A 17,311-nucleotide genomic window follows, 5' to 3' on the forward strand; every position below is an offset into this window, starting at 1 on the left:
GATTTTCCGTCTACCTTCTGGTTGTCGAGACTCAGAAAGGGGACGGGGCATGCGCTTTTCACCTAGCATTCTTGGCAAGCTGGTTGAACCGATCAATCGCCGTCGCTTCCAGGCGATTGTGGATAGCCATGACGGGAACGCCTACGACAAGGCGTTCAAGAGCTGGGACCATCTGATGGCGCTCATCTATGCCCAGTTCAGCGGTGCGGGGAGCCTGCGCGGCCTTGTCGCCGGCTGGAACGCCAACTGCCAGCATCACTATCATCTGGGCAGCGGCCGACTGGCGCGCTCGACGTTGTCGGATGCCAACCTGCGCCGCCCCGTCGCGGTCTTTGCCGATCTCTTCAGCCTGCTTGCCGACCAGCTTGATCGGCTGACACGGCGCGAGAGCACACAAATGGTGCAGCTGATCGATTCCACCCCGATCCCGCTCGGCAAGCTGTGCGAGTGGGCCAAGTCGAACGGCCGCATCCGCGGCATGAAGATGCACGTCGTCTATGACCCCGACAGCGACTGCCCGCGCATCCTCGACATCACCGATGCCAACGTCAACGACGCCCAGGTCGGCCGCACGGTGACGATCAAGAAAGGCGCCACCTATGTCTTCGACAAGGGCTACTGCCACTACGGCTGGTGGACGGCGATGGCCAATGCCGAAGCCTTCTTCGTCACCCGGCCCAAGTTGAACATGGGCCTCGACGTGCTGAACAGGCGCAGCCTCGCAACGGCCGAAGGTGACGGCTTCACCGTTGTCGAGGATGCCGAGGTGAAGCTCGCCAGCAAAGGCCATGCCAAGCTGCCGATCCCCTTGCGCCGCATCATCGTGAAGCGAGACAACGGCGACACCATCACGCTCTTGACCAACGATCTCCAGCGAACGGCCGTCGAGATCGCAGCCCTCTACAAGGGCCGCTGGCTGATCGAGCTGTTGTTCCGCTGGATCAAGCAGCATCTGAAGATCCGCAAGTTCATCGGCAACAACGACAACGCCATCCGCCTGCAGCTCCTGGCTGCCATGATCGCCTATGTGTTGCTCAGGATTGCCGCCCGCCTTCATCGCGTCGCCTTGCCGATCCTGCGCTTCACCGACCTCGTCGCCTGCTGTCTCTTCGAGCGCCGCCACATCGGCGCAATCGAACGCCCACCGCCCGTCAATCCAAGCAAAAGGAAGCCGACTTGCTCCCCGCATCAGATGAGCTTCGCATATGCATAATTTTCCCCGGACAGCCCTGCGCAAGCGGGGAGAGAGACGCCGGCCGCGATGAAGGCGCTCGTTCTGCAGCGTCGGCGATTGGCGAAATGAAGGCGGCAGTCGTGCCTCTCCCCGTTTACGGGGAGAGGATGCCGGCAGGCAGGTGAGGGGCAGCGCCAACGAGGCGGTAGAATCCCCCCGGTCCAGATGGCCAGCGATATGAAGCGCTGCGCCTTGCGACCAGCAGAACCCTCTACGCAGCGCGGGGAGCCCGCTTCATATGCTCGGCGTTTACGCAGTTCATCAGGACGCCTTCGCGCAGATAGCTGACGATCACCTCGATCGCCTTGCGCTGCATATCTTCCAGGGCGGAGGGGCTATAGAAGGCCGAGTGCGGCGACAGCATCAGCCGTCCTTCAGTCCAAGCCTCGCGCTGCCTGTAGGCCTTGATCAGCGGGTGGTCCGAATCGGCTGGTTCTTTCGGCAGCACGTCCAGACCGGCACCGGCGATGCGAGCCGTCTTCAATGCTTCGCCCAATGCGTCCAGATCCACAATCGGTCCGCGGGCGGTGTTGATCACGATCAGCCCCGGCTTGGCCTTGGCCAGCAGATCTACACCGACCATGCCCCGGGTCTCGTCGTTGAGGGGCGTATGAATCGACAGGATGTCGGCGCGGGCCATGACCTCCTCGATCCTGCGCACGCGCTCGTAGCCCGCGGCGAGCTCTGCGCCATTCGGCAGATAGGGATCGTAGAAGATGACCTTCATGTCGAAGGCAGCGGCACGCCGGGCCGCTGCAAGCCCGATGCGGCCGAGGCCGAGCACTGCGAAAGTCTGACCGCGCAAACGCCGCACCAGGGGGGCTGCGTCATAGCGCCAGCCGTCGGAGCGGTCCCGCACGGCCTCCTGATAGCTGCTGGTACCGCGCGTCAGGGCAAGAAGCAGGGCCAGCGCATGGTCGGCCACCTCCGTGGTGCCGTAGTCAGGCACGTTGCAGACCGGAACGCCACGCGCTCCCCAGCCGGCGAGGTCCATCGTGTCATAGCCGACGCCTTCGCGAACGGCGATCCTGCAACGCTCGAAATGCTCGGCGCCAACGCCGATCGGCAGCGTCGCTGAGCAGTTGATGACGGCATCGGCGGCGCGGCATCGGTCGAGCGAGGGAGGCTCCGAAGGGTCGCGATGGATATCGAACACGACGTCAGGACCGAACGCCTGGTACAGCGCCGTATCGGGAGCGTAAGTGTTAACTTTCAGAATGCGCATTGATCCTCTCTTCTCTCGCAGGCCTCTGCCGGGACTGGCGAACTTCTTTCGTTGACTGTATCCAAATGACAATGAGCGACGATGCCTTCGACTTCGAACCCAAGCCGCGCCGGGTTCTCACAGATGACGTGGTTGACGCCATCCGTGGCGCGATCCTCGCCGGCAAGATCAAACCGGGCGCGCGGCTCATCGAGGAGGACCTCGCCGCTTCGCTGAAGGTGAGCCGCGGACCAGTCCGGCAAGCCATCTTCCGCTTGCAGCAGGAAGGTTTGGTCGTTCACGAGACGCATCGCGGCGCAACCGTGGCGCAAATCTCCGAGGACGATGTATCCGAGATCTACAGCCTCAGACTTGCGCTGGAGCGGCTTGCCATCGAGCAGGCAATCCGCAAAGCCGGCGCCCGGGAACTGGCGGAGATCGAGGCCGTGCTCACCCGCTTTAGCGGTATGCCGCGCGCGACCGTGACGCGACGGCTGGTGGCGGAGCTCGACGTCGAATTCCACGACGCCATTTTCCGCGCTGCCGGCAGCTCGCGGCTCTATCGGGCCTGGGAGACGCTGCGCTCGCAACTCATGATGTTCCTGATGCTGCGCGATGCGCTGCCGGAGGACTATCTCGACAGCTGGCATCGCGACCACCTGCGTCTGGTGGAGGTCATCCGCGCCGGCGATCCGGCAGCTGCACAGGCCATGATCGAGGAGCACATCAACGGCGCCCGCGCACGCCTGCTTGCGATTCTGCAAGCGAGCGGACGGCTGTCGTCGATTTCCTGATAGCTGTTGCCTTGACACTGGGCAGTTCCAGACTCTACTCTTCGATTGTAAACAATAAACAGTTCCCGGTGCAACCCGCTGTCTAGGGAAACCGGCGCCGGGGGAGGAGACGGAGGAGTGGCATGCCGCAAGACCGGCGCAATGACCGCAGGACGTCAGCATTGATCTCGAAGGCAACCGTTTCACGCCGCGGCTTCATGGCCGGCGCCGCTGCGCTCGGCGCCGCGGCAGCCGTGCCGACCACGGCGAGGCGCGGCTTTGCGCAGGATCGCGTGACGCTTAAGGTTATGAGTTGGGAGCAGTTCCAGCCCGGCGAAAAGGATGGCTGGAACGCACTGTTCGACAAGTTCAACCAATCGCAATCGAAGTACAAGCTCGAGTGGACCGGCTGGCCAGTTGCACAATATGCAGCCAACGTCGTGATCCAGGCACAGGCCGGCGGCATCGATGCCGACGTCCTGATGGGCCTGCCCGATCTCGCTGCCCAGATGATCCGCAAGTTCAAGGTCGTGGAGCCGCTCGATCCGATCGTGGCCGATCTCGGCATCACGCTGAGCGGCGGCCACGAGTTCCTCAAGCAGGACGGCAAGCTCTATGGCCTGTCGGCGATCGATGTGAATTTCGCGCTGGTTTACAACAAGAAGCTCTTCGGCGATGCCGGGCTCAAGCCTCCCACGACGGCCGACGAGTGGGTCGATGCGACGGGCAAGCTTACCAAACGTCCCGATCAATTCGGCATCGCCCTCCTCAATACCATCGCGGACGGCGGGGAGTGGTGGTTCCAGCTGCAGAATTTCTGTCTGCCCTTCGACGGCAAATGGGCGGAGGGCAAGACGCCGCTCGCCAATTCGCCGGAAACTGTGAAGGGAATGGAGCTCTGGAAACAGCTCTATGATGCGGGCGCACCGCAGGGCACGGCGATGGGTGCCATCATGAAGCTCGCAGCCGATGGCCGCATCGCCCAGGCGTTTGGCGTCAACCCGACCGTGGTGGTGTTGCGCGCGACGAACCCGGAGATCTATCCGAACCTGCTGTCGGCTGCGCCGCCATGGGCGAGCAAGCGCTCGCTTGACCGCATCCATCCGCTGATGGCGCTGAGCACGAGCAAGAATGTCGACGGCGCGATGGAATTCATCAAATTCGCCATGACGCCCGAGGTGATGGCCGATCTGATGGAGACAAACCTCTACGTGATCCCGCCTTACGACCTTGCAGCCAAGTCTGACAAGTTCAAGAACTTCCTGGCCGACAAGCCATGGGTGACGGGCTACAATGAGGCCAAGCAGGTCTCGCCGATCGACGTGATGGGCGATTTTGCTTTTGTCGACGATCAGTTCGGCCGCATCATCATGCAGAATTTCCAGAGCGCACTGCAGCCCGGCGGCCGCTCGGTCAAGGAAGCCATGGACGCGGCGCAGCGGCAGCTCGAGGCGCTGGCCGCGAGGATTTGAGACTTAGTTTCGAGCGGCAAGTACAGGATTGGAAATGTTGGCGCTGCCCCTCACTGTCCTGCCGGACATCTCTCCCCGCAAGCGGGGAGAGAGACGCCTGCCGATATGAAAGCGTCGATTTCTGCAATGTCGGCGGTTGGCGAAATCGTCGATGAAGGCGTCCTTCTCCCCGCTCTGCGGGGAGAAGATGGCGGCAGCCAGATGAGGGGCGGCGCCTACGGTGAGCCGCTATCGTGGTCGTCGAGGCAGCCTTGACCTCCGCCGCAATCGCTCACGACGCCCCCGCCCGACCATTACGCCGCGGCCTGATCGACGGCGCTGCGCTGCCTTATCTGCTGATCCTGCCGGCGCTGCTGCTGGAATGCGTCTTCGTCCTCTATCCGATCCTGCGTGGCAGCTTGGTAAGCCTCGAGAATTTCGACGGCAGCCTGGGCCTCGACAACTACCGCTTCATGTGGAGCGATCCGGACTTCTGGCGGATGCTCGGCCACACGCTGATCTATACGCTGACGGTCGATGTTCTCGTCCTGGTCGTGGCTCTGGCGGTGGCGCTCTTGATGAACTGGAGCTTTCCCGGCCGGGGCGTGGTCCGCAGCATCCTGACCGTGCCTTGGGCTATCCCCGACGTGCCGGTGGCGATCGCCTTCGTGTTCATGCTCGACCCGAGCTTCGGGGTCTTCAACCGGCTCGTGCGCTTGCTGCCGTTCGTCGATCAGAATCAGAACTGGCTGCTTGACCCGACGCTTGCCATGGCCGCGGTCATCATCGTCACCGTGTGGAAGGGCTTTCCGTTCTATTCACTGGTTCTGCTCGCCGCGCTTCAGAACGTGCCGGATGAACTCTACGACGCGGCGCGCGTGGACGGGGCAGGCCCGATCGGTCAGTTCCTCCATGTCACCATACCCGGCATTCGCGACACCATCGCACTGCTGGCGGTGCTGGCGTTCATTTTCGCCACCCAGCAGTTCACGCTGATCTGGCTGATCACAGGTGGCGGCCCGGTCGACGCGACGACGACGCTTGCGCCGGCGATCTATATGCAGGCCTTCCGCTTCTACAATTTCGGCTATGCCGGCGCGATCGCGGTCGTCGGCTTCTTCATCTCGGCGCTGGCGACGATCGCCTTCATCTTCATTCAGCGCCGGCTGGCGAGGGAGACATGAGGGTAGCCGACAGTTCGGCGTCGCAGAGTGCTGGCGGCGTCCATTGGGCCAGGCTGCTCAGGGTGTGTGCCATCATTGTCGTATGCCTGGTCGTCTTCTTTCCCGTCTACTGGATGCTCCTCTCCTCCATCCAGCCGACGCAATATTCGCTGTCCTTCCCGCCGCCTCTCTACCCGAAGGGCTTGAACCTGGCGGCCTATGCGCAGCTCTTCCGTGAAAAGCCGATCGGGCATTGGCTGGCCGTTTCGACCTTCGTCGCTGCAATCACCGTGATCGCAACTCTGATATTCGTGATTCCGGCCGCCTATGCGCTGTCCGGGCTGCACTGGCATGGCCGCTCGGCATTCGGGTTGCTGCTCCTGTTCACGCAGATCATGCCGGCCGCAATCGTAGTGGCCCCGGTGCTGGCGCTCTATCGCAGCTTCGGATGGACCAACAATCTCACAGCCCTTGCCGTTCTGCACACGGCCTTCGTCGTTCCGCTATGCGCCTGGGTGCTCAAAAGCGCCTTCGACGCCGTTCCGAAGGAGGTGGTCGAGGCTGCCCTCATCGACGGCTGCAACCGACTTTCCGTGTTGCCGCGCGTCTACCTGCCGCTGGCGAAGCCCGGCCTTGTCGCGGTGAGCGTGATCGCCTTCTTTGCCAGCTGGAACGAGTTCCTCTTCGCCTCGACGCTGATCATCGACAGCGACCTCTACACGGCCTCGCTCGGTATCGCCACGCTGATGACCCAGCTCGACACGCCGCTCTTCCAGCTGATGGCTGCGGGGGTAGTGTTCTCGGTGCTTCCGGTGCTGTTCTACATGGCCATCCAGCGCCACGTGCTGCGCGGCCTGACCGCCGGCTCGGTAAAGGGATAGGGGAGTAAAATGCGGATCACGAAGATCGAGACGATCTGGTTCGAGGCGGTCCCGGCAGCCGTTTGGGAGCAAGATAATCCGAAGGCGCGGCAGGCGCTGCCCAACAATCTCTGGGTACGGGTGCATACCGACACCGGACTGTCCGGCATCGGCGAGACCTATTACCTGCCACGGGCGGTCGCCGCCATCATTCATGACGTCTATGCACCGCTCCTCATCGGCCGCGATCCACGCGACATCGAGAACCACTGGCAGAACATGTTCGCGCTGACGAATTTCTGCGGCGTCATGGGCGCCGAGATGCGTGCCATCTCGGCCCTCGACGTGGCGCTCTGGGATCTGGTCGGGCAGATCTCCGGGCTGCCGATCTATGCTCTGCTCGGCGGCCGCAGCCGCGACCGCATCCGCGTCTACAACACTTGCGTTGGCTTCGGAAAATATCCCGACCTCGACGCATGGCTGAACGGCAGGGCAGGAGAGCTTGCGCAGGACCTGCTCGATCAGGGCATCACGGCCATGAAGATCTGGCCGTTCGACCAGTTCGGACCCGGCATTGCGGGGCCCGAGAACGAACGCGGCCAGACCAAGGTCTGGGGCGCCGTGACCGCGGCCGGCACGCGTGGCCTTGGCATCTCCAATGACGACCTTAGGGCTGGCGTGGCGATCGTGGAGGACATCCGCCGAGCCGTGGGCGACAAGATGCAGATCGCCATCGAAGGCCATTGCCGCTGGGACCTGCCGTCATCGGTGAAGATCGCCAAGGCGCTCGAGCCACTTGACGTCATGTGGCTCGAAGAGATCATGCCACCCGACAATGTCGACGCCTTTGTGCGGCTGAAGGCCGAAACGACTGTGCCGATCTGCCAGAGCGAGCGCGTCTTCACGCGCTTCGGCTTCCGGCCGTGGATCGAAAGGGGCGCGATGGACATCGCGATGATGGATCTTTCCTGGGGCGGCGGGCTGACGGAGGGGCGCAAGGTCGCTGCCATGGCCGACACGGCATTCCTGCCCTTTACCTGCCACGACACGATCGGCCCGGTGGCGCTCTGGGCCGCCACCCACATGATGCTTAACGCGCCGAACGGGCTGATCATGGAGATCGTCCGCGGCTATGTCGACGGCTGGTACAATGATGTGCTGGAAGATCGCATGCAGCTTGCCGATGGCAGGCTGACGCTGGCCGACCGGCCTGGACTGGGAACACGTCTTCGCGAGGATCTCTTCAGCCGGCCCAATGCGCGCATCGAAACCACCACCGAAGAGAGCCTGAAGGTGTGGTGATGCCCCCCTTCACCGTGAACTACACGGGCGACTACCTGGACGAGAGCGGCCGGCTCGCCGTGCCGGACATCGCGCTCGACCTTTATGAGGATCTGCCCTTCATTCGGCAGGACTATCTGAGGGACCAGAGCCCTCGGCCGGGCGACACCGGCTATTGGGACAGACTTTATTCGCTGGAGATCACGCCTGCGCAGGTCGAGCAATCGGATGCGATCGTCATCTTCCGGCCATGGGTGAGGGCGTCCGCCTTCGCTGGCAGCGCCGAGCGGCTGACGGTGATCGGCAGGGCCGGCGCGGGATACGACAAGATCGACCTTGCCGCCTGCACCGAGAACGATGTCGCCGTCTTCAACGCCCCCGACACGCTCACCCATGCCACCGCCTCATCGGCCTTCCTGCTGATCCTGGCGCTCGCCAAGCGGCTCAAAGAGCAGGAGGGCCTCGTGCGCCGCGGCCGCTGGGACTTGCAGGCCGCAACAATGGGCGTCGACCTGCCCGGCAAGGTGTTGGGCATTGTCGGGCTTGGCGCCAGCGGCCGCGAGCTGGCGCGCCTTGCCCAGCCCTGGGGCATGCAGGTGATCGCCTTTTCGCCACGCGCCAGGGCTGACGACGCAGCGGCGCTCGGCGTTCGGCTGGTGCCGACGTTGGCGGAGCTGCTGGAAGCTTCGGACTTCGTCAGCCTGCACAATCGGCTCGATGCCACCACACGTGCGATGATCGGAGCGAGCGATTTCCGGCGCATGAAGCGCAGCGCCTATTTCGTCAACGTGGCGCGCGGTGAGATCGTGCGCGAGGCCGAGCTCATAGAGGCGCTCCAGGATGGCACGATCGCCGGCGCGGGCCTTGACGTGTTCGAGCATGAGCCGATCCCCTCCGATCACCCGCTGACGAAGCTCGACAATGTCATCCTGACGCCGCACTGGCTGCCCTCGACGCGCGATGCCGCGCGGATGACGATGGTCTCCGTCGCCGAAGGCATTATCAGCGCGAGCCAGGGGCTGGTGCCGGACAATGTCGTCAACCCTGACGTGCTCGAACGCCCGGGCTTCCGCGCGAAGCTCGCTCGCTTCGCCGCCAACCGCAATTCGTAACCATCCAATCAGGACAGACGATGTTTCGCCCCAATCGACTGAAAGCGCGCATTCGTGCCGGCCAGAAGAGCTTCGGCACATGGTTGCAAAGTGCTTCGCCGGCATTTGCCGAGATGGCCGCTGTCGCCGGCTTCGATTTCATCATCATGGACGAAGAACACGGTATGGGCGGATTGCAGCATGCGGTCGACATGATGCGGGCTGCCGCTTGCACGGACGCGACTTTCATCGTGCGCGTTCCCTCGTCCGATCCGACCTATCTGCGCCGGCTGGTCGATGCCGGCGTGGAAGGGCTGTTGGTGCCGATGGTGGAGACGGCCGAGCAGGCCAGCGCGATCGTCGAAGCCGTACGCTTTCCGCCGCGGGGCAGGCGCGGCAACGCCTTCGATATCACTCGCTCGTCGAGCTTCGGCCTGGTGCCCGATTACTACGGCCGCGCCGACGACAATCTGCTGATCATCGTGCAGATCGAGACTGCGCTCGGCGTCGAGAACGCCCGGGCCATAGCCGAAGTCGACGGCGTCGATGTTGTCTTCATCGGGCCGACCGACCTTTCCGGCAGCCTCGGCATGCCGGGGCAGACCGGCGCGCCGGAGGTGAATGCCGCGATCGAGAAGGCGACGGCGGCGACCCGCGCCGCCGGCAAGCCGCTCGCCACCGTGCCGCGGATCGGCCGCACGGCGAACCAGCTGTTCGACGAAGGCTTTCTCCTCGTGGCGACCGGGAGCGAGATCTATTTCTACCGACTCGGGATCACCGAGTTGATGAAGGAATGGCGGGCTTATAGCGCCCAGCAGGCTGCGCGAGAGGCGGGGAAGTCTGCTTATGGGCGGTAGACCGTTAGGTTGACGCAGGCTTTATGCCACATGACCATTTGGACTGGCGGAGGGGATTTCCAGCGGCCGCAAGGTTGGCTGTTGGCGCTGCCCCTCATCCCCCTGCCGGGGACTTCTCCCCGTAAACGGGGAGAAGAACGACTGCCGTTTTGATTTCGCCAATCGCCGACGTTGCAGAACGAGCGCCTTCATTGCGGCCGGCGTCCTTCTCCCCGTTCTACGGGGAGAAGTCCCCGGCAGGGGGATGAGGGGCAGCGCCAACGCTCCGAGTCTACCATCAGGGCTGCCGCGCCTGAGTCAAGCGTATTGCAGAACGCTCTGGGCTAATGGCCGCTGCCAGCTCCAGACCTCCTCAAAACATGAACCCCGCTGTCCAGCCGCCGTCGACCATCAGCAGGTGGCCCGTCATGTAGGAGTTGGACGGCTCGCAGAGGAATAGGATCCCTTCGGCGATCTCCTCGACATCCGCCGGCCGGCCGAGCGGAACATGCTGCATGAAGCCCGCCATCTGGGCGCGGAACGTGCCGTCTTCACCGTAAAACAGCTTCTTGGTGCCTTCCGTGAGCACGGAGCCGGGCGCGAGCGAATTGACGAGGATGCCTTTCGGTCCAAGCTCCAGCGCCATCGAGCGGGTCAAATGGATCACGCCGGCCTTGGCCGCCACGAAGGCGCTTTGCAGCCGCATGGCGGTGACGCCCACCACGGAGGCGATGTTGACGATACGGCCCCGTCCGCGCTCGATCATCGGCCGGACGACCGCGCGGCTCACGACATAGAGACCGTCCAGGTCGATGGAGACCACGCGGTGCCACTCCTCCTCCGGGAAGGCATCGATGTCGACGCGGTCCTTGAAGGTGTTGACCCCCGCATTGTTGACCAGCACGTCGATCCGGCCGAAGCGCTCAAGCGTTGCTTCGACCGCCCGCTCGGCGTCGGCCGCCTTGCGCACGTCGAGCGAGACCGCCAGCGCGGAGGGCAGCTCGGCAGCGACGCGCTCGGCCCCAGCCTTGTCGATGTCGGCAACCACGATCGAGGCGCCCTCGCGCGCCAGCCGGCGCGCCGTTGCACTGCCGATGCCGCCCGCGGCGCCCGTGATGAAGATGACCTGGCCGGTGAGATCAGTGCGCATGGTTCGTCCCCGCAGCGCCTTCGGATTCAGAAATTGCGCGCATAGCCAGCCGCCCAGCCGCCATCGACATTGATCGTATGGCCGGTCATGTAGCTGTTGTCGGGATCGGCCAGAAACAGAACCGCCGCGGTGACCTCGCTCAGCGAAGCAGGCCGCTTCACAGCCGTATGGCTCAGCAACCGGCCGCTTTGCGCACCGCCTTCGGCATCGAAGGCGCCCACCGACACCGCATTCACCACCGTTGACGGCCCGAGCTCCATGCCCAGCGTGCGCGTCAGCGAAGCAAGGCCTGCCTGTTCGGCCGAGAAATCGGCCAGACCTCTCACCGGCACCAGCCCCGCTGAGGAGAACAGGATGACGACACGCTTCAGCTTCGGCGCAAGGCGCCTGGCTATACGCGTAAACTCCGCCTGTTCGGTTCCGAACGCCTGGTCCGTGCCCGGCAGGCCATTGGCGCCTTTGCTGATAAGGATGAGCAGGAATGGCTCGTCGTCGACGGAGCGACCCAACGCTTCTGCGTCTGCAACGAGATCGATATGCACGACCTCAGCGCCATTTTCAGTAAGCGCATTCCTCACCGCCTCACCGAGTGAACCTTCTCCGCCTGCCATAAGCGCGAGCTTGCCGTTCAGGTCTATGTTCACGCTGTGGCCTCCTTCCCGCTGGACGTCGGCCTGGAAGGGGGCACGGTGCAACCGTACCGCTCGGCCGTTTCGGCCAGGGAAGCCCAGGTCGTGCGATCGATCGGGATGCCGTTGGCGGCCCTGCGCGCTGCTTCGGCCTTCTCCACATCGCCCGGCGCCATCACCTTCTGCCCGGGCTGCGCCGGCTGGCGGCGAAGGTCGGCCAGGAAGGCGCCTACACGAGCGTCGAACGTAGCGAGGGCTTGGAAGATGGCCGGGTTGAGGATCAGGAAGAAATGGCCGATCGGGATGGTTTTGGTGTAGTCGGTGCCCGCCAGCGGATCGATCGTGAAGCCATGGCCCATGCCGGAAAAGGCTGAGCAAAGAATGTCGACCATGGCGGCGAGCCCGGCGCCCTTGTAGCCGAAGCCGGCGCCGCCGACGGGCAGCACGGCCGTCGCCTTGAAGGGATCGGTGGTGACTTCTCCCTGGGGTGTTACAGCGACGTCGGGGGGAAGCGGCGTGCCTGTGGAGCGGCGCAGGAAGATGCGATTATAGGGTATGGAGCTGGTCGCCATGTCGAGCAGCATCGGCTCCTCGCCGGGCGCGGGAACTGCGAAACTGATCGGATTGGTGCCGTAGAACGGCTTCGTTCCCCCGAACGGTACGACTGCGGGATCGGCATGCGTCATACTGATGGCCGCAAAGCCGGCGCGCGCCGCAGCGAGCGCATAGACGCCGGACGCGCCGTGATGCGTGGACCGGCCTGCGGTGACGGCCGCAACGCCGCATTCGCGAGCCAGCGCGATTCCTTCCTCGATGGCGCGGAAGCTGGCCAGATGGCCGAAGCCATTGTCGGCATCGACATGGCCGACCGCAGCCGCCTTCTTCGTAAAGGTGACGTTCGGCGTCTTGTTGACGCGGCCGCCCTCCAGCATCTGAATATACCAGGGGACGAGCCGGACCCCGTGAGTGTCGACGCCACGCGAGGATGCGTCGACGACGGCCCTGGCTACGGCTTCCGCGCTCTCCGAGCTTGCTCCGCCTGCCTGGAGGAGGGCCGCGATATATTCGGACAGGTCCGCCGCGGAGCTCAGAAACCCTTCGATCGGCTCGATCGCCATTGCTCCTCCAATCCTGCTGTTCCGGCCTGGTCGAACCCTCTAGACCAAAAGTCGGAACGGCGCCTCAACAAGATCCCTGAAATTTGCCAGGCACGATTCGGCATCCTGGTCGCTGATTCTTGCAGGATCGTAAGTCAGCAGGCAATCGGCAGTGCCGTGCTTGTCCGGCGCTCCCACGACCAATCGCGCCGGGGCGCTGTCGATCAGTCGCGCCGCCACAGGACGGATGCCGGGCTTGCCGACGAACGATATGGCGAGCCCCGCCGGGCCCTCGTCCTGCGTGCCTGATCGCATGGCCGCAATGGCGCTTAGAGAGGCATCCGCAAGCCCAGTAAGGAATCGCCTCTGGTCGCCGGCGAGCAGGATGACGGTGTCTTTCGGCTCTGGTGAAGGCAAGGCCTGCAGCAGAAACCCTGCTGCCTTGAGGCAAATGTCCTCGCGCGCAACCTCCGCCCGCACCTCGGCGATACGGGCAAGCAAGGCCTCCGCCGCCCCGAATTCGACGGAGACGACGATAGCAGCCGGAACGGGCGCTGTCGCCGATGCCAAGCGCTCGGAACTCTGCGGTTGCACGACGGCCGATCGGATCTCGGCCGGCTCGGTCGTCTTAGCTTCTGGCCGATAAACGGCGATGTCATCGCCGGTGATGCGACCGTTCGGGCCGCTGCCCGAGATGGCCGACAGGGGAACGCCGCGTTCGCGGGCCAGCCGTCTGGCATACGGGGTAGCGACAATGCGCGGCGCAAGCGCGGCGGGGAGGGCAGCCGATGGGGCGGTCATGGCGGCGTCAGTATACGGCACCGATACGGCCGCCCATGGGCACGACAGTGCCCTCGGGCTTCTCGATCGCGAGCCTCCCGGCAACGGGCGCCTCGATTTCGACGACTGCCTTGTCGGTCTCGATCTCTGCGACGAGGTCCCCGCTCTTCACGGCTTCGCCGTCGGTCTTGACCCAGCGCACGATCGTACCTTCGCTGACCGTGAGATCGCCGAACGGCATGGTGATCGCCTCACCCTCTGCCGCGTCGGTGGTGGGAGGAGGGGGATTTGCTGCCGAAGCGGCAGTGGCAGGCGCGTTGGTGTTGGCTGCCGCGGGGGCTGGCGAGGGGACCGCTGCAACAGGGGCTGCCTCGACGCCGGGGAAGCGCCAGTGCCACGGCACCGGTGCGCGCCCCTCTACAACGCCTTTGGCCGCAGCCACGATCTTGTCCGTGCTGACCAGCATCATGCGCTCCAGCGAAGGGGCAAGCGGATGTGATACCGGCTCCGTGTGCAGTCGGCCGACAGGCGCGTCGAGATCGTCGAAGGCGATCTCGTTCATGGCCTGGCCGAGCTCGGCGCCGACCCCGCACATCGCCCACCCTTCATCGACGATCAGAAGCCTGTGCGTCTTGGCAACGCTCTCGGCAACCGTCTTCACGTCGAGCGGCACGATCGTCCTCAGATCGATCACCTCGCAGTCGATGCCCTGTCCGGCAAGCGTCTCCGCCGCTTCCAGGCTGCGATGCACGAGCTGGCCAGCGGAGACGATCGTCAGGTCCTTGCCGGATCTCGCGATACGCGCCACGCCGAATGGCACCAGATGTTCGCCTTCCGGCACTTCGCCTTTCGTCGCGAAAAGTGCCTTCATCTCGAGCATCAGCACTGGATCTGAACTGCGCAACGCGGTTTTCATCAGGCCCTTGGCGTCGGCCGGCGTCGAGGGCAGGCAGACGATCAGGCCGGGCACATGCGCCCAGACAGGATGATAGGCGCCGGAGTGGTGAGGACCGGCGCTACGAACGGCGCCGGCACCGACACGCACGACCATCGGCGCGTTCATCTGATTGTTAGACATATAGCGGAGCTTGGCTGCCTGAAGCACGATCTGGCCGGCGGCCTCGAACATGAAATCGGCAAACATCAGGTCAGCGATCGTCCGCGCGCCAGTCGCGGAGGCGCCGAGCGCGGCACCTGTGAAGCCCTGCTCCGAAATCGGCGTGTCGACCATGCGCTGCGCCCCGAACTCTGCCCACAGGCCTTTGGTATGCGCAAAGGTGCCGCCGCGCTCGCCGGTGCCCTCGCCGAAATAGAGGATCGCCGAATTGCGACGCATTTCTTCGGCGATGCCGTCACGAACGGCGTCGAGCCAGCTCGTGACCGGCCCGCCGGTCCTGGGCCGGTGAGCCAGGGCTTCCGAAGGATTGAGCGGCTCGGCGAAGACATGGTGGAAGGCGGTGGAGGAGTCCGGCTCGGGCGACTTCCGGGCGAACTCCAAAGCTTCCTGCACGATCTGTTCGACACGGCCGTCTATCTTGTCGATCTCGCCGGCGGCAACGGCTTCGAAATCCTCGATCAGCTTCTTGCGGAAGGTCGCAACCGGATCCTTCCTAGCCCATTCGTCGACCTCGGCCTGGGTGCGGTAGGTGCCGGTGACCGGGTCGCCTTCGTGGTGGCCGACGGTGCGGTAGGTCTTTGCCTCGATCAGGGTAGGGCCGTCGCCGCGGCGGGCGCGGTGCACGGCCTCGCCCATTGCCTCGTACATGGCGAGCACGTCGTTGCCGTCGACCGCCACGCCAGGGATGCCGTAGGCGGCCGCTCGGGTCGCGATCTCCGGGTTCAGCGTCGCGGTCTTCAGCGGCGTGGCCGTGGCGTAGAGGTTGTTTTCGCAGACGAACACGACCGGCGCGCGCTGTATCCCCGCGAAGTTGATCCCTTCATGGAAACCGGCATGGTTCGTTGCACCGTCACCGAAGAAAGCGACCCCGATATCGTCGCGGCCCTGGGCGCGGGCGCTCATCCCGACCCCGACGGCATGGCTGATGCCGGCCGCGACAATGCCGTTGGTACCAAACAGGCCGATCGAGCGGTCGTAGAGATGCATGGTGCCGCCGCGTCCGCCGCAGCATCCGTCGCGCTTGCCGAACAACTCGGCCATGAGGATCTTCGGATCCATCCCCTTGGCCAAGGCATGACCGTGGCCACGATGGGTCGAGGTGATCCAGTCGGTAGGCCTCAGATGTGCGCAGACTCCGACGGCGGTCGCTTCCTCGCCGATATAGAGATGGAGGAAGCCGGGCGTCTCGCCCTTGCGGCAGGCGATTTGCGCGACCGATTCGAACCGTCGCAGCAACTGCATCTGCTCGTAGAGCTTGAGGAGCAACGGAACATCGAGATTGCGCTTCGCGCGGCTGGAAGTTTTGCCGGCAAGGGCGCTGTTTGATCGGGCCATTTCCCACCTTCTGCGTGCCAACCATCAACCGGATCGGGGCACATGCTCTTATAATAGTATTATACCGTTATCGGGCTACGCGCAAACGTCACACATGCCGTGGACGCGTCTCTTCCACTTCTTTCCCGGATCAGCTTCGCGGTTTTGTAAACAGTTTCCAATCCGTGGACAACGCCAAATTATTATAATAGCATCACTGATGAATCAGGAGGTCGCTTGCGCTCTGCTGTCTGTAAAGCGCCTTCGATATTTGAGCAGAAGCGCGCCGCGGCACCGGAGGGGCGCGGACGTTTCACATCGATTGCATGGGAGGAGAAAAATGCGAATACGTACAGGTTTCACAAAGATCGGTGTCATGTTCGGGGCATGGCTGCTCGTCGCAGCCGCCGCTCTGCTGTCACCCGCCAACGCGCAGACCGTCGACGAGATCATCTCGCGCGGCAAGCTCATCGTGGCGATCGACACGACGACACCGCCCTATGGTTTCCTCGACGCCGACCTGAAGCCCACCGGCTTCGACATCGAAGTCGCGCAGAAAATGGGTGAGGCGCTCGGCGTGCCCGTCGAGTTCGTCACCGTGACATCGCCCGGCCGCATTCCGGCGCTGCTGACAAAGCAGGTCGATGCCGTGATCTCGATTTTCTCGATCACGCCGCAGCGCGCCATCCAGATCGACTACTCGATCCCCTATGCGGGCCAGTCGTCGGTCGTGATTGCCCCCAAGGGCACGGTCATCAAGGGGCCTGAGGATCTGGTCGGCAAGAAGGTCGGCGTCACGCGCGGCACCGGCGAAGATGGGCTGGTGACCAAAGCTGCCGAACAGCACCCCGGCATCGAGATACTGCGCTTCGACGATTATTCGTCGCTGATGCAGGCGGTGCTTTCGGGTCAGCTCGATGCGGTGGGCGGCGGCGACTATGGCGAAATCTATCTGAAGAAAAGCGCATCCGGCGACGAGTTCGAGCAGAAATATGTGCTCAAATCGTTCTATTTCGGGATCGGCGTGGCGAAGGGCAACGACGACCTGCGCCAATGGATCAACACCTGGCTGATGACGGTCAAGGCAGACGGCACACTCGAGGGGCTGTCGCAGAAATACAGACACCAGCCACTGCCGCCGCTTCCGGTGTTCTAGCGCATCGGACCGAAAAGTGCGCAGCGGTTTTCGGACAAATCCGATGCGTAAACAAAGAGATAGAGCGGCGTGGCGATCCAATTGAACGCACGCCGCTCTAGTCGAAACAGGCTAGGCAGCAACCGATAGCCGGGACCGCCAGCAGTCCCGGCTATCATCGTACGGACGGGAGCTC

Annotated in this window: 15 protein-coding genes; 9 read left to right on the plus strand and 6 right to left on the minus strand. The window is 63.9% G+C overall.

Translation table 11 applies throughout. From position 1 onward, the window contains the following. The first annotated feature begins 49 nt into the window (after positions 1-49). Entirely contained in the window at positions 50-1,213 is a 1,164-nt protein-coding gene (locus tag SAZ10_RS19840) for an IS4 family transposase (RefSeq protein WP_318611092.1), read from the plus strand. Between the two features lie 232 nt (positions 1,214-1,445). Here the strand turns inward: SAZ10_RS19840 and SAZ10_RS19845 are convergent, their stop codons facing one another. Then, entirely contained in the window at positions 1,446-2,459 is a 1,014-nt protein-coding gene (locus SAZ10_RS19845; protein WP_318611093.1) for a C-terminal binding protein, read from the minus strand. A 71-nt stretch (positions 2,460-2,530) separates the two neighbouring features. On the opposite strand from SAZ10_RS19845, the gene SAZ10_RS19850 reads away from it, so the two are divergent. The 7 genes from SAZ10_RS19850 (at position 2,531) to SAZ10_RS19880 (ending at position 9,914) form a co-directional block, all read left to right on the plus strand. Next, positions 2,531-3,232, plus strand: a complete 702-nt coding sequence (locus SAZ10_RS19850; RefSeq protein ID WP_318611094.1) for a GntR family transcriptional regulator — start codon at positions 2,531-2,533, stop codon at positions 3,230-3,232. Between the two features lie 122 nt (positions 3,233-3,354). Continuing rightward, the gene (locus tag SAZ10_RS19855; RefSeq protein WP_318611095.1) at positions 3,355-4,683 is read left to right on the plus strand and encodes an extracellular solute-binding protein; all 1,329 of its coding nucleotides are present in this window, start codon (positions 3,355-3,357) and stop codon (positions 4,681-4,683) included. Between the two features lie 251 nt (positions 4,684-4,934). After that, positions 4,935-5,846, plus strand: a complete 912-nt coding sequence (locus SAZ10_RS19860) for a sugar ABC transporter permease (RefSeq protein WP_318611096.1) — start codon at positions 4,935-4,937, stop codon at positions 5,844-5,846. After that, a complete protein-coding gene (locus SAZ10_RS19865) occupies positions 5,843-6,706 on the plus strand; it encodes a carbohydrate ABC transporter permease (RefSeq protein ID WP_318611097.1) in 864 nt (287 codons plus the stop codon). Before SAZ10_RS19860 ends, SAZ10_RS19865 begins: the two co-directional genes overlap by 4 nt. 9 nt (positions 6,707-6,715) lie before the next feature. Continuing rightward, complete coding sequence (locus SAZ10_RS19870; RefSeq protein ID WP_318611098.1) at positions 6,716-7,987, plus strand: mandelate racemase/muconate lactonizing enzyme family protein; 1,272 nt, start codon at positions 6,716-6,718, stop codon at positions 7,985-7,987. Next, a complete protein-coding gene (locus SAZ10_RS19875; RefSeq protein WP_318611099.1) occupies positions 7,987-9,078 on the plus strand; it encodes an NAD(P)-dependent oxidoreductase in 1,092 nt (363 codons plus the stop codon). Before SAZ10_RS19870 ends, SAZ10_RS19875 begins: the two co-directional genes overlap by 1 nt. A gap of 20 nt (positions 9,079-9,098) precedes the next feature. Beyond that, complete coding sequence (locus SAZ10_RS19880; protein ID WP_318611100.1) at positions 9,099-9,914, plus strand: HpcH/HpaI aldolase family protein; 816 nt, start codon at positions 9,099-9,101, stop codon at positions 9,912-9,914. A 352-nt stretch (positions 9,915-10,266) separates the two neighbouring features. Here the strand turns inward: SAZ10_RS19880 and SAZ10_RS19885 are convergent, their stop codons facing one another. From SAZ10_RS19885 to SAZ10_RS19905, 5 genes are read right to left on the minus strand one after another with little or no spacing between them, the layout of a single operon-like run. After that, positions 10,267-11,043: an SDR family NAD(P)-dependent oxidoreductase gene (locus SAZ10_RS19885; protein WP_318611101.1), complete on the minus strand. Its 777-nt coding sequence runs from the start codon at positions 11,041-11,043 to the stop codon at positions 10,267-10,269. A 26-nt stretch (positions 11,044-11,069) separates the two neighbouring features. Beyond that, positions 11,070-11,687 (minus strand): SDR family NAD(P)-dependent oxidoreductase, encoded by a 618-nt coding sequence (locus tag SAZ10_RS19890; protein ID WP_318611102.1) that lies wholly within the window; start codon positions 11,685-11,687, stop codon positions 11,070-11,072. Further along, positions 11,684-12,790: an Ldh family oxidoreductase gene (locus SAZ10_RS19895; protein ID WP_318611103.1), complete on the minus strand. Its 1,107-nt coding sequence runs from the start codon at positions 12,788-12,790 to the stop codon at positions 11,684-11,686. Before SAZ10_RS19895 ends, SAZ10_RS19890 begins: the two co-directional genes overlap by 4 nt. Positions 12,791-12,829: 39 nt before the next feature. Then, positions 12,830-13,570 carry an E3 binding domain-containing protein gene (locus tag SAZ10_RS19900; RefSeq protein ID WP_318611104.1) on the minus strand — a complete coding sequence of 247 codons (741 nt, stop codon included), beginning with the start codon at positions 13,568-13,570 and terminating at the stop codon, positions 12,830-12,832. Positions 13,571-13,577: 7 nt separating this feature from the next. Beyond that, positions 13,578-16,001 carry a thiamine pyrophosphate-dependent enzyme gene (locus SAZ10_RS19905; RefSeq protein ID WP_318611105.1) on the minus strand — a complete coding sequence of 808 codons (2,424 nt, stop codon included), beginning with the start codon at positions 15,999-16,001 and terminating at the stop codon, positions 13,578-13,580. Between the two features lie 319 nt (positions 16,002-16,320). On the opposite strand from SAZ10_RS19905, the gene SAZ10_RS19910 reads away from it, so the two are divergent. Next, positions 16,321-17,136 (plus strand): transporter substrate-binding domain-containing protein, encoded by an 816-nt coding sequence (locus SAZ10_RS19910; protein WP_318611106.1) that lies wholly within the window; start codon positions 16,321-16,323, stop codon positions 17,134-17,136. Positions 17,137-17,311: the final 175 nt, after the last annotated feature.

Source organism: Mesorhizobium sp. BAC0120, from assembly GCF_033542235.1.
Classification (GTDB): Bacteria; Pseudomonadota; Alphaproteobacteria; order Rhizobiales; family Rhizobiaceae; genus JAWRCU01.

What these genes read in the sequence shown, in the direction of transcription:
- SAZ10_RS19840 (WP_318611092.1), top strand. Translation starts at nt 50, where the DNA reads ATGCGCTTTTCACCTAGCATTCTTGGCAAGCTGGTTGAACCGATCAAT.
- SAZ10_RS19845 (WP_318611093.1), bottom strand. Translation starts at nt 2,459, where the DNA reads ATGCGCATTCTGAAAGTTAACACTTACGCTCCCGATACGGCGCTGTAC.
- SAZ10_RS19850 (WP_318611094.1), top strand. Translation starts at nt 2,531, where the DNA reads ATGAGCGACGATGCCTTCGACTTCGAACCCAAGCCGCGCCGGGTTCTC.
- SAZ10_RS19855 (WP_318611095.1), top strand. Translation starts at nt 3,355, where the DNA reads ATGCCGCAAGACCGGCGCAATGACCGCAGGACGTCAGCATTGATCTCG.
- SAZ10_RS19865 (WP_318611097.1), top strand. Translation starts at nt 5,843, where the DNA reads ATGAGGGTAGCCGACAGTTCGGCGTCGCAGAGTGCTGGCGGCGTCCAT.
- SAZ10_RS19870 (WP_318611098.1), top strand. Translation starts at nt 6,716, where the DNA reads ATGCGGATCACGAAGATCGAGACGATCTGGTTCGAGGCGGTCCCGGCA.
- SAZ10_RS19875 (WP_318611099.1), top strand. Translation starts at nt 7,987, where the DNA reads ATGCCCCCCTTCACCGTGAACTACACGGGCGACTACCTGGACGAGAGC.
- SAZ10_RS19880 (WP_318611100.1), top strand. Translation starts at nt 9,099, where the DNA reads ATGTTTCGCCCCAATCGACTGAAAGCGCGCATTCGTGCCGGCCAGAAG.
- SAZ10_RS19885 (WP_318611101.1), bottom strand. Translation starts at nt 11,043, where the DNA reads ATGCGCACTGATCTCACCGGCCAGGTCATCTTCATCACGGGCGCCGCG.
- SAZ10_RS19895 (WP_318611103.1), bottom strand. Translation starts at nt 12,790, where the DNA reads ATGGCGATCGAGCCGATCGAAGGGTTTCTGAGCTCCGCGGCGGACCTG.
- SAZ10_RS19900 (WP_318611104.1), bottom strand. Translation starts at nt 13,570, where the DNA reads ATGACCGCCCCATCGGCTGCCCTCCCCGCCGCGCTTGCGCCGCGCATT.
- SAZ10_RS19905 (WP_318611105.1), bottom strand. Translation starts at nt 16,001, where the DNA reads ATGGCCCGATCAAACAGCGCCCTTGCCGGCAAAACTTCCAGCCGCGCG.
- SAZ10_RS19910 (WP_318611106.1), top strand. Translation starts at nt 16,321, where the DNA reads ATGCGAATACGTACAGGTTTCACAAAGATCGGTGTCATGTTCGGGGCA.